An 11,420-nucleotide genomic window follows, 5' to 3' on the forward strand; every position below is an offset into this window, starting at 1 on the left:
CGGCATACGCTCACCGCCATGACGGACTCGAAGGCTGCTGCCGCCCCCCTCCGCTCCGCACCCCGGCCCACCAACCCGGTCGCACCGGCCCCGGCGGGCGCCCGCACCGCCGCCGACGTGGTGACGCCCGCCCTGATCACCCGGCTGACCCGCGGAGTCGCCGGCTCCGGCAGCACCGCCAACCACACCCCCTTCACCGGGGCCAAGCTGGCGGACCTCCCCGAGGCCACCCCCGAGGACGTGGCCGCCGCCTTCGCGCAGGCCCGCGCCGCCCAGCGCGCCTGGGCCGCCGTACCCGTCCGGCAGCGCGCCGCCGTCCTGCTGCGCTTCCACGACCTGGTCCTGGCCCGCCAGTCCGAGGTCCTCGACCTCATCCAGCTGGAGACCGGCAAGGCCCGTCTGCACGCCCACGAAGAGGTCCAGGCCGTCGCCGTCGCCGCCCGCCACTACGGCCGCAAGGCCCCCTCGTACCTGCGCCCCAAGGGGCACACGGGCGCCATGCCCACCCTCACCAAGGTCACCGAGCTGCGCCAGCCGCGCGGGGTCGTCGGCCAGATAGCCCCCTGGAACTACCCCCTCGAACTCTCCGTCGGCGACGCCCTGCCCGCCTTCGTCTCGGGCAACGCCGTCGTCATGAAGCCCGACACCGAGACCGCGCTGACCGCCCTGTGGGCCCGTGACCTGCTCATCGAGGCCGGGCTGCCCGCCGAGGTCTTCCAGGTCGTCCTCGGCGAGGGCCCCGTCGTCGGCCCCGAGGTGGTCCGGCACGCCGACTACGTCTCCTTCACCGGCTCCACCCGCACCGGCCGCGAGGTCGCCCAGGGCGCCGCCGCCCGCCTCGTCGGGGTCTCCCTCGAACTCGGCGGCAAGAACGCCATGCTCGTCCTGCACGACGCCGACGTGGAGAAGGCCGCCGCCGGCGCCGTCCGCGCCTGCTTCTCCTCCGCCGGACAGCTGTGCATCTCCATCGAGCGCCTCTACGTCCACGCCTCGATCGCCGACGCCTTCGTCGAGCGCTTCGCCGCCCGCACCAAGGCCATGCGGCTCGGCAGCTCCCTCGCCTACGGCGCCGACATGGGCTCGCTCGTCGGCGAACGGCAGCTGGAGACCGTACAGCGGCACGTCGACGAGGCCGTGGCCAAGGGCGCCACCCTGGTCGCCGGCGGTGTCGCCCGCCCCGACATCGGCCCCCTCTTCTACGAGCCCACCATCCTCGACGGCGTCGAGGCCCCCATGGCCGTCTGCGCCGAGGAGACCTTCGGCCCGGTCGTCTCGATCTACCGGTTCACCGACGAGGACGAGGCCATCGCCCAGGCCAACGCCACCGCCTACGGCCTCAACTCCAGCGTCTGGACCAAGGACGCCCGCCGCGGCCACGCCGTCGCCGCCCGGCTGCGCACCGGCACCGTCAACATCAACGACGGCTACGCCCCCGCCTACGGCAGCGCCCAGGCCCCCATGGGCGGCATGAAGGACTCCGGCCTCGGCCGCCGCCACGGCTCCGAGGGCATCCTCAAGTACACCGAGGCCCAGACCGTGGCCCACCAGCGGCTGCTGCCGATGGCGCCCTCGCTGGGCATGGACGACGAGAAGTACGCGGCGTTCATGACCCGCAGCCTCAAGGTCATGAAGGCCCTCCGACTCCGCTAGTCCGCAGTCCGCCCGGGAGGCACAGCAGTGTCGTACGACTACGACGTCATCGTCATCGGATCGGGCTTCGGGGGGTCGGTCTCGGCACTGCGGCTCACCGAGAAGGGCTACCGGGTCGGCGTCCTGGAGGCAGGCCGCCGCTTCACCCGCGAGAGCCTGCCCCGCAACAGCTGGGACCTGCGCAACTACCTGTGGGCGCCCGCCCTCGGGCTGTACGGGATCCAGCGCATCCACCTGCTCGGCAACGTGATGGTGCTCGCCGGTGCCGGCGTGGGCGGCGGCTCCCTCAACTACGCCAACACCCTGTACGTGCCGCCCGCCGCCTTCTTCGAGGACCGGCAGTGGGCCTCCATCACCGACTGGCGCGAGGAACTCACCCCGTACTACGAGCAGGCCAAGCGGATGCTCGGCGTACGGCTCAACCCGACGATGACCCCCTCCGACGTCCACCTCAAGGCGGCCGCCGAGAAGATGGGCGCCGGCGACACCTTCCACATGGCGCCCGTCGGCGTCTTCTTCGGCGACGGGCAGGACGCCGAGGGGCAGCGGAAGGTCCGCCCCGGCCAGGAGGTCCCCGACCCGTACTTCGGCGGCGCCGGGCCCGCCCGCAAGGCCTGCACCGAGTGCGGCGAGTGCATGACCGGCTGCCGGCACGGCGCGAAGAACACCCTCAACGAGAACTACCTGCACCTGGCCGAGCGGGCGGGCGCCGTCATCCACCCCATGACCACGGTCACCGCGCTCGCCGAACACCCCGACGGCGGCTACCGCGTCCGCACCGTCCCCACCGACCACCGCCGCTCCGGCCGGGCCAAGGTGCTGCGCGCCCGGTACGTGGTCGTCGCGGCGGGCACGTACGGCACCCAGACCCTGCTGCACACCATGAAGGACCGCGGCGAGCTGCCCCGCATCTCGGACCGGCTCGGCGACCTGACCCGCACCAACTCCGAGGGCCTGGTCGGCGCCCAGACCGACGACCGCCGCTACCGCAGGCGCCACCCGGGCGAGAGCCGGGCGGACTTCACCCGGGGCGTGGCCATCACCTCGTCCGTGCACCCCAACGCCGACACCCACATCGAGCCCGTCCGCTACGGCAAGGGCTCCAACGCCATGGGGTTCCTGACCGTCCTGCAGGTGCCGTACGACAGGAAGCGGGTCCGGGCCTGGCTCGCGCGCACCGTCCGGCACCCCGTGCAGCTGGCGCGCTCCCTGTCGAACCGGCGCTGGTCGGAGCGGACCATCATCGGCCTGGTCATGCAGTCCCTGGACAACTCCCTGACGACCTACCGCAAACCGGGCGGCCTCGGCAAGGGCCTGCTGACGGCCCGCCAGGGCCACGGCGCCCCCAACCCGGTGCAGATCGCGGAGGCCACCGAGGCCGCCACCCTGCTGGCCGAGGAGATCAACGGCTTCCCCGGCAGCAACGTCGGCGAGCTGATGGGCACCCCGCTGACCGCACACTTCCTCGGCGGCTGCCCGATCGGCGCCACGCCGCAGGAGGGCGTCGTCGACCCGTACCACCGGCTGTACGGGCACCCGGGCATCTCGGTCGTCGACGGCTCGGCGGTCTCCGCCAACCTCGGGGTCAACCCGTCCCTGACCATCACGGCCCAGGCCGAGCGGGCGATGTCGTACTGGCCGAACAACGGCGAGAGGGACCCGCGGCCCGCGCAGGGGGAGGCGTACGAGCGCCTCGCGGCGGTGGAGCCGGTCCGTCCGGCGGTCCCGAAGGAGGCCTTCGGCGCGCTGCGGCTGCCCTTCCTCGCGGTCCCGGAGATTCCGCCGAGACAACCGGAAGCCAAGGCCTGAGGTCCGGAACTGACGACGGCGGGTACCGCGCTCCCCCTCCGAGCGCGGTACCCGCCGTGGTACAGAGGTGGACAGGCGGTCGCCGGAAAAGGTTGTACCGGAATGCTTTGGATGAAGCTGTGGTGTCGGTCACACGGCGAACCGTGCAACCGAGGCGTGCGCCCGCGGGTCACAGGGGGCATGAGACAGCGCATCTCCCTGCTCGCCGCCTCCGGCCTGGTGGCCGCGGGACTCGTCACCGTCCCGGCCGCCACGGCGAACGCCGCGGAACCCGTCTTCCGCCTGACCGGAACGCCCGGCCTCACCCTCCCGCCCGCCCCCGCGACGGGCTCCCCGACGCCGGTGGCGCTGAACTACCGGCTGGAGGGGCCGGCCGGGTCCGACACCTTCGACGGGGAGTTCACCCTGACCGTCGACCTCTCCAAGCTGGGCGGCGTGGTGACCGTCCAGGAGAACCCGCGCGCGGCGGCCAAGAAGTGCGCCCCCGCCGGCAGCACGCTCGTCTGCAAGCAGCACGGCCTGCGCCCCGGAGTCCCGGCCGGCGTGGACCTGGAGGTCACCCCCGGGAAGACCACCGGCGTCGGTGTGGTCACCGTGACGGGCACGGCCGCCGGTGCCACCGTCGAGCGGGCCGTCACCGGCATCAAGGTCGGCGCGCCCGACCTCGTCATGGGCGAGATGAACCTCAAGAAGGACCCGAAGCCGGGCGAGAGCCAGTCCCTGCCGCTCACGTTCAGCAACACGGGCAACGAGCCGGCCAAGGGCATCGTCCTGGAACTGGAGGCCAGCCACGGCCTGGAGCTCCCGGAGCGGTACGACAACTGCACCTACCGCACCACCCGCACCTCCACCACCGCCGTCTGCACCGTCGAGGGCGACTTCGAGCCCAAGGCCTCCTACGAGCTGGCCGGAGACAGCCCGCTCCACCTCAAGGCCGGCGCGAACGCCCTGAACGAGCGGTTCGGCTACGGGGTCTACGCGGCGCCCGTCCCGCCGAAGGCCCAGGCGGAGCCGGGCAAGACCGGCGCCGACCCGTCGAAGGCGGGCGACGCGGCGGGCAGTACGCCGAAGAAGAAGCTCACCGCCCGCAAGGCCGTGACCCCCGCCCCGGTCGCCGAGCACGGCCCGGACCTCAACCCGGCCGACAACAAGCGCGAGTCCGTCCTCACCGTGAAGAACACCGCGGACTTCGAGGCCGAGGCCCTGACGGTCAAGGGCGCCGCAGGCACCACCGCCAAGGCCATGGTCGCCATCCGCAACAACGGCCCGGCCTGGATCGCCGGCCAGGGCGAGGGCACCCCGGCGGCCGTCGTCGACGTCGAGCTCCCGCAGGGCCTGAAGGCCGTCACGACGCCCTCCGCCTGCCGCCCCGTGAGCGAGACGCTGTACCGGTGCGCCACCGCGCCCTCCGTGCTGGAGAGCGAGAACGTCGAGTTCCCCTTCGAGCTGAAGATCGAGAAGGTGGTCAAGGACGCCAAGGGCGCCATCCGGGTCGGCGCGCCCGGCCCGAAGGGCGAGCCCCAGCGGCACTCCTTCGACCCCGTCCTGGCCAACAACCTCGCCGCCTTCACGGCGAACCCGACGGCCACCGGCCCCAGCCCGAGCCCCTCGGCCGGCACCCCCTCGCCGAGCGCCTCGGCGGGCGCCTCCGCCTCCCCGAGCCCCTCGGCGAGCGGCGCCGGCACGACGGGCGGCGGCACCGGCACCGGCGGCGGCCCGCTGGCCTCCACCGGCAGCCAGGCCGGCCTGATCGGCCTCGGCGCGGCCGGGCTCCTGGCCGTCGGCGGCGCGCTGTACCTGTCCTCCCGCCGCCGCGGTGCGGCGCGCGCGTAACGGCGCACATCCGCCGGAACAGCGGAACGGCCGGCCCGGGGCGTCCCCCGGGCCGGCCGTTCCTTTTGGGTGACCGGGCTGCTGTCCCCTGCCGTCCGGTCACGCGCAGGAGCGAGGTCCCACGACGTACGCCGTAGGGCGGTACGTCTCATCGCTCCCGCGCAGCCACGCGTGGTGGTGCGGTCCCGCGCCCGGCCGGCGCGGACACCCCCCTCAACGAAGGCCCCCGGGGCCGGTCACGGTCCGGACGGGTGACGAACACGCGCGCCCGGGCCCCGGTGGGACGGCGGCGTCAGACGCGGCCCCGGCACAGCTCCAGCAGGGTCATCGCGAGCGAGGTGCCGGGCTTGCCGAGGGCGTCGCTCCAGTGCGACAGCACCTCCATCTCCCGTGAGAGGTGCACGCGCCGGCCGCCCTCGCGGATCCGGGCCTCCTGGATGACGGACGAGACGGCCATCCGCTCCTGGATCAGTCCGATGATCCGGTCGTCGATGGCGTCGATCCGCTCGCGCGAGCCGGCGATCAGCTGCTCGGGGGTGGCGGCGGCGGTGGTGGCGGTTGTCATCGGGTTCTCCTGTGGTCGTGGCCGGCAGGAGCGGAAACGCGGAGCGCCCCGGTCCTGTCGGACCGGGGCGCTCTGGGAAGTCAGCGGCTCAAGCGAGCATCACGAGGACCCATGGCGACCGGACCGGCCGGTGCCATAGGTAAAGAGGAAGCTCAGCTGCTTGCGCATGGTGTGGATTATGGACCCCCCGCCCGCGCCCCGGCCAACCGGGCCCGGATGCTGAGACGCCCCGGCCGTGACGTGGGCCTCGGATGGTGCGACAAACCGGCGGCCGGCGCCACCGGTAGAATCGACAAAACAGCCACCTCTTTCCGCCGGAAGGCCGTCCCGTGCCAGAAGCACCCTCCGCCGCCCACGACAGCGCCCCGGACACGGTCCTCGTCGTCGACTTCGGCGCGCAGTACGCCCAGCTCATCGCCCGCCGTGTCCGTGAGGCCCGCGTCTACAGCGAGATCGTGCCCAGCACGATGCCCGTGGCCGAGATGCTCGCCAAGGACCCGAAGGCGATCATCCTCTCCGGCGGCCCGTCCTCCGTCTACGAGGAGGGCGCCCCGCGCCTGGACGACGCCCGCGCCCTGTTCGAGTCCGGCGTGCCCGTCTTCGGCATGTGCTACGGCTTCCAGCTGATGGCGACGACCCTCGGCGGCACCGTCGACAACACCGGCGCCCGCGAGTACGGCCGCACCCCGCTGTCCGTCTCCAAGCCCGGCTCGACCCTGTTCGAGGGCACCCCCGAGCACCAGTCGGTGTGGATGTCCCACGGCGACGCCTGCTCCGCCGCCCCCGAGGGCTTCACCGTCACCGCGTCGACGAACGTCGTCCCGGTCGCGGCCTTCGAGAACGACGAGAAGAAGCTGTACGGCGTGCAGTACCACCCCGAGGTGATGCACTCCACGCACGGCCAGCAGGTCCTGGAGCACTTCCTCTACCGGGGCGCGGGCCTGAAGCCCACCTGGACCACCGGCAACATCGTCGAGGAGCAGATCGCGGCCATCAAGGCGCAGGTCGGCGACAAGCGCGCCATCTGCGGCCTGTCCGGCGGCGTGGACTCCGCGGTCGCCGCGGCCCTCGTGCAGAAGGCCATCGGCTCCCAGCTCACCTGCGTGTACGTCGACCACGGCCTGATGCGCAAGGGCGAGACCGAGCAGGTCGAGAAGGACTTCGTCGCGGCTACCGGCGTCCAGCTGAAGGTCGTCGACGCGCAGGAGCGCTTCCTGAACGCGCTGGCCGGCGTCTCCGACCCGGAGACCAAGCGCAAGATCATCGGCCGTGAGTTCATCCGCGTCTTCGAGCAGGCCCAGCTGGAGATCCTCCAGGAGGACGGCCCCGCGGTCGCCTTCCTGGTCCAGGGCACCCTGTACCCGGACGTCGTCGAGTCCGGCGGCGGCACCGGCACCGCCAACATCAAGTCCCACCACAACGTGGGCGGCCTCCCCGACGACATCGAGTTCGAGCTCGTCGAGCCGCTGCGCCAGCTGTTCAAGGACGAGGTCCGGATGGTCGGCCAGGAGCTCGGCCTGCCCGAGGAGATCGTCCAGCGCCAGCCCTTCCCCGGCCCCGGCCTCGGCATCCGCATCGTCGGCGAGGTCACCAAGGAGCGCCTGGACCTGCTGCGCGAGGCCGACGCCATCGCCCGCCACGAGCTGACCGCCGCCGGCCTGGACCGGGAGATCTGGCAGTGCCCGGTCGTCCTGCTCGCCGACGTCCGCAGCGTGGGCGTCCAGGGTGACGGCCGCACCTACGGCCACCCGATCGTGCTGCGCCCGGTGTCCTCCGAGGACGCGATGACCGCCGACTGGACCCGGATGCCGTACGAGGTGCTGGCCCGGATCTCGACCCGCATCACCAACGAGGTCAAGGACGTCAACCGCGTGGTCCTGGACTGCACGAGCAAGCCCCCGGGCACCATCGAGTGGGAGTAGGAGCACCCTCCCGCCGTGCCTGACGCGAAGCCGCCGCTGCCCCCGGGGAGCGGCGGCTTCGCCGTTGCCGGACCCTTTCTGCGGCCGCTCGCTCTGGCCTCTTGGCGGCCGCGCCGGTACCTTGCGCCGCGACGAGGAGGAGGGGCCCATGCCGGATCAGCCCGTACCCGTGCCGGTGGACCGGCTGGCGTTCGAGATGCCGCCCGTGCACACGGACCCGGCCCGGGAGCGCGCGTACCGCAAGGAGCGGCTCTCCGGGGCGCTGCGGCTGCTGGGCCGGCTGGGGTACGAGGACGGGGTGACGGGGCACGTCACGGCCCGGGACCCGGAGTTCGGGGACTGCTACTGGGTCAACCCGTTCGGCCGGGCCTTCGCCGGCCTGGGCCCGGAGGACCTGCTGCTGGTCGACGGGGACGGGCGGGTGGTGCGGGGTGCCCGGCGGGTCAACCAGCTGGCCTTCGCGGTGCACGCGGCCGTGCACCGGGCGCGGCCCGAGCTGGTGGCCGTCGTCCGCACGCAGGCCCCGTACGGCAGGGCGCTGGCCTGTCTCGGCGAGCTGCTGGCCCCCGTCAGCCAGGAGGCCTGCTGTTTCTACGAGGACCACGCGCTCATGGACGAGTACGCCGGAGCGGAGGACCCCGCGCGGGTCGCGCGGGCGCTGGGCCCGTACAAGGCGCTGATCCTGCGCAACCGGGGGCTGCTGACGGTCGGGGGCTCGGTGGACGCGGCGGTGTGGTGGTTCGTCGCGGCGGAGCGGGCGGCGCAGGTGCAGCTGATCGCGCGGGCCGCCGGGAAGCCGGTGCTCATCGACCACCGCGGGGCCGTCGCCACGCGGGAGCGGTTCGGGGGCGACCTGGCCGCCTGGGCCAGTTACCAGCCGCTGTGGCAGACCGTCGCGGAGGGCGGCGGACCGGTGGCGTCAACATCATGAACCGTTAATCACCTGCTCTGACATCGTGCGCAATCCGGAGCACTGCCGCAGTGGTGCACAATTCGCTGGCATTGCACCGTAGTTCAGAGAGGCGGCACGCACGTGGCTGTCCAAGAGATGTCCCGGAGTACCCATACCGCCGTCTGCGCCTGCGACGACTGCGCGCGGGAGGGGCACCGCCGCGCGGTCGCCGCGTTCCTGGAGAAGCGCGACGAGTTCGCCGCGGGGCAGGGGGTGCCGCCCGCCGTGGCCCACTCCCTCGGCGCCTCCCGCCAGTGGGTCTCCGACGAGCTGACCCTGTCCGCCCGCACGGTCGCCGAGCGGGGCCGGGAGGCCGGGACCTCCTGGCTGTACCTGTTCTCCCGGCGGGCCGTCCTCACCCTGTGGATCGCGGCCGGGGTGCTGCTGGTGGTGCAGGTCGGCACCGCCCTCGGCACGGGCTGGTCCACCGCCCGCACCGCCGGGCTGCTGGCCGCGCTGGTGCTGGCCGGGCTGCTGACCGTCGCGGCCCGCGCGCAGTCGCTGCGGGGCGGGCTGCTGGCCCCGCTGGTCGGCGAGGACAACCGGCTGTCCACCTCGAAGGCGGTGCCCAGCGCCTGGGTGGTGCTGACGGCGTTCGCGGCGCTGCTGCCCGCGCTGCGGCTGGCCGCCTCCTCGCCCGGGCCGGAGCGCGAGGCCCTGTACCAGGGGTTCGCCCTGGGGCGGGCGCTGCCGCTGCTGGCGGTGGTCGCGCTGACGTCCGGGGTGGCGGTGCTGGTGCGCCGGGTCGTCTCCGTGCGCATCATCGGGCAGCGGCTGCAGAAGCTGCCGGCGGACCGGCCGCGCGGGGTGGACCTGCTGACGGACGACGACGGCCGGGGGAGCTTCCCGGACGCGCAGTACGTCCTCGTCTCCACGGTGGTGCTGGCCTACGCGGCGGTGTCGCTGGCCCGCTTCCCCGACCGGCTGCCGCAGCTTCCGTGGGCGCTGGCCCTGCTGGTGGCGTTGTCGGCGGCGGTGTACCTGGCGGCGAAGTACGCCGAGGGGAGCCGTCCGCTGGTGCTGTCGGTGGTCCGCAGGCGCGAGCCGGGCGACATCGACGCGGCGATCCGCCCCGGCGACGACATCGAGATCCGCGGCGTCGGGTTCGTGCCGCCGGGGGCCCAGACGCCCGAGATGCTCGCCCGGCTGGTGGTGCGCATCGGGACGGTCCACGTGCACGTTCCGCTGGTCCCGGTGGCCGGCGGCTTCGTGAACCCCTCGGACACGGTGCTGACCGTGCCGGTGCCCGCCGAGGTGGAGCCGGGCCGGGTCGACATCCAGGTGGTCACCGCGGCAGGGGTGGAATCCAACCGCTGCATCGTCGACGTCGCCGAGTGAAGCGGGTAGACATGGCGGCGTGAACCGAACTGACGTCCCCTCCGGAGCCCGGCCCCCGCTGAGAGAACTGGCCTCGCGCCACGCCCTCCTCCCGCTGCGGCTCTTCCTCGGCGTGACCTTCGTCTACGCCGGCCTCGACAAACTGACCACCTCGGGCTTCCTCTCCGCCGACGGCACCGGCTCGATCGGCGAGCAGATGCGCGGCGTGCGCGACACCGCCGCGCTCCCGGCCCTGGTGGACCTCGCCCTGAAGGCCCCCGCCGGATTCGGCCTCGCCATCGCCCTCGGGGAGCTCCTCGTCGGCCTGGGCGTGCTCGCCGGGCTGCTGACCCGGGTCGCGGCCGCGGGCGGCGCGCTGATCTCGCTGAGCCTGTGGCTCACGGTGTCCTGGGCCGTGACCCCGTACTACTACGGCAACGACCTGGTGTACCTGATGGCCTGGATCCCGCTGGTCCTCGCCGGGGCGCCCTACTGGTCCCTGGACTCGGTGATCCGGTCGCGCCGGTCCCGCCGTACCGCGTAGGTCACCAGACCGACCAGCGCGGCCAGTACCAGCCCGCCCACGGCCATCGGCACGACGAGGAACCACGGCAGGTCGGTCTCGCCGGCCGCGTCGAGCAGGTACAGGACCCCCGCCGCGGTCAGGACCAGGCCGGCCAGCAGCCGTCCCGGCTGGAACTCATGACGCCGCACGGGCCACCTCCACCTGTCCCACACCCGCGTCCAGGTGCAGCTCGATCGTCCCGCCGGCCTCGGTGCCGGCGGTGGGGGGCAGGGTCGCCCGCCGGTTCTCGCCGCCGCTCTTGATGCGTACGGAGCGGTCCCCGGGGAGCTGGATGTCGCCGAGGCGGATCGACACGTCGGCCTTCGCGGTGACCTCCCGGGGGACGATCACCTTCAGCCGGCCCGCCTCGACGGAGGCGTGCACGGGCACGGTGGCGCCCTTCGGCACGTCCAAGCGGCTCAGGTCGAGCGTGGCCAGCCCGGTCCCGGACGTGTACAGCGGCTTCACGTCGGCCACCGCCGCCGGGCGCCAGTCGACGTTGTGCCAGTCGGTGCTCACCTCGCGCGGCAGGGCGGTCGCCGCCGCGAGCAGCCCGGCGGTGATCAGGCCGAGCAGGACCGTGCCGAAGCCGGTGCGGCCCTTGAGGGAGCTGACGGCCAGGCCCAGCCCGAAGACGGCCAGCGCGCAGGCCAGTCCGACCTGGAGGGCGTGCCCCAGCGGGCTGCCGTGCCACACGGCGGCGGTGCCGGTGCCGCCCGCGAGCAGGGCCAGGACGAACACCCGGCCGCCGATCCCGCCGCGCCCCTGTACGTACGCGCCGGCGCCGGCCGGCTTCGGCGCGGCCGG

At 73.5% G+C, this 11,420-nt stretch carries 10 protein-coding genes; 7 read left to right on the forward strand and 3 right to left on the reverse strand.

Annotated elements, in window-relative coordinates:
• Window positions 1-18 precede the first annotated feature (18 nt).
• The 3 genes from AB0F18_RS04510 to AB0F18_RS04520 all read left to right on the forward strand — a co-directional run bounded on the left by AB0F18_RS04510 (window position 19) and on the right by AB0F18_RS04520 (window position 5,292).
• Entirely contained in the window at window positions 19-1,650 is a 1,632-nt protein-coding gene (locus AB0F18_RS04510; protein WP_362054926.1) for a succinic semialdehyde dehydrogenase, read from the forward strand.
• Window positions 1,651-1,677: 27 nt separating this feature from the next.
• Complete coding sequence (locus tag AB0F18_RS04515; RefSeq protein ID WP_362054928.1) at window positions 1,678-3,459, forward strand: GMC family oxidoreductase; 1,782 nt, start codon at window positions 1,678-1,680, stop codon at window positions 3,457-3,459.
• 180 nt (window positions 3,460-3,639) lie between these two features.
• Window positions 3,640-5,292 carry a hypothetical protein gene (locus tag AB0F18_RS04520; protein WP_362054930.1) on the forward strand — a complete coding sequence of 551 codons (1,653 nt, stop codon included), beginning with the start codon at window positions 3,640-3,642 and terminating at the stop codon, window positions 5,290-5,292.
• A gap of 292 nt (window positions 5,293-5,584) precedes the next feature.
• Here the strand turns inward: AB0F18_RS04520 and AB0F18_RS04525 are convergent, their stop codons facing one another.
• Window positions 5,585-5,857, reverse strand: a complete 273-nt coding sequence (locus AB0F18_RS04525) for a chorismate mutase (RefSeq protein ID WP_362054932.1) — start codon at window positions 5,855-5,857, stop codon at window positions 5,585-5,587.
• Window positions 5,858-6,186: 329 nt separating this feature from the next.
• Between AB0F18_RS04525 and guaA the strand changes: the two genes are divergently transcribed.
• From guaA to AB0F18_RS04545, 4 genes are all read left to right on the forward strand, one after another.
• Entirely contained in the window at window positions 6,187-7,779 is a 1,593-nt protein-coding gene (gene guaA, locus AB0F18_RS04530; RefSeq protein ID WP_362054934.1) for a glutamine-hydrolyzing GMP synthase, read from the forward strand.
• 148 nt (window positions 7,780-7,927) lie between these two features.
• Window positions 7,928-8,710, forward strand: coding sequence for a class II aldolase/adducin family protein (locus AB0F18_RS04535; RefSeq protein WP_362054936.1), 783 nt, complete (start codon window positions 7,928-7,930; stop codon window positions 8,708-8,710).
• Window positions 8,711-8,812: 102 nt separating this feature from the next.
• Complete coding sequence (locus AB0F18_RS04540; RefSeq protein ID WP_362054938.1) at window positions 8,813-10,069, forward strand: hypothetical protein; 1,257 nt, start codon at window positions 8,813-8,815, stop codon at window positions 10,067-10,069.
• A gap of 19 nt (window positions 10,070-10,088) precedes the next feature.
• Window positions 10,089-10,592, forward strand: coding sequence for a DoxX family protein (locus AB0F18_RS04545; RefSeq protein ID WP_362054939.1), 504 nt, complete (start codon window positions 10,089-10,091; stop codon window positions 10,590-10,592).
• Here AB0F18_RS04545 and AB0F18_RS04550 read toward each other — a convergent pair.
• A complete protein-coding gene (locus tag AB0F18_RS04550; protein ID WP_362054941.1) occupies window positions 10,538-10,762 on the reverse strand; it encodes a hypothetical protein in 225 nt (74 codons plus the stop codon). The two genes, AB0F18_RS04545 and AB0F18_RS04550, sit on opposite strands and share 55 nt — an antisense overlap.
• On the reverse strand, window positions 10,749-11,420 hold a 672-nt coding region (locus tag AB0F18_RS04555), incomplete at its 5' end, for a LiaF domain-containing protein (RefSeq protein WP_362054943.1). The genes AB0F18_RS04555 and AB0F18_RS04550, both read right to left, overlap by 14 nt.

The sequence above is a fragment of the Streptomyces sp. NPDC029216 genome (assembly GCF_040648015.1).
Taxonomy (GTDB): Bacteria; Actinomycetota; Actinomycetes; order Streptomycetales; family Streptomycetaceae; genus Streptomyces.

Excerpts from the sequence above, each read along its gene's own strand:
- AB0F18_RS04535 (WP_362054936.1), top strand. The coding sequence starts at position 7,928 with ATGCCGGATCAGCCCGTACCCGTGCCGGTGGACCGGCTGGCGTTCGAG.
- AB0F18_RS04520 (WP_362054930.1), top strand. The coding sequence starts at position 3,640 with ATGAGACAGCGCATCTCCCTGCTCGCCGCCTCCGGCCTGGTGGCCGCG.
- AB0F18_RS04510 (WP_362054926.1), top strand. The coding sequence starts at position 19 with ATGACGGACTCGAAGGCTGCTGCCGCCCCCCTCCGCTCCGCACCCCGG.
- AB0F18_RS04525 (WP_362054932.1), bottom strand. The coding sequence starts at position 5,857 with ATGACAACCGCCACCACCGCCGCCGCCACCCCCGAGCAGCTGATCGCC.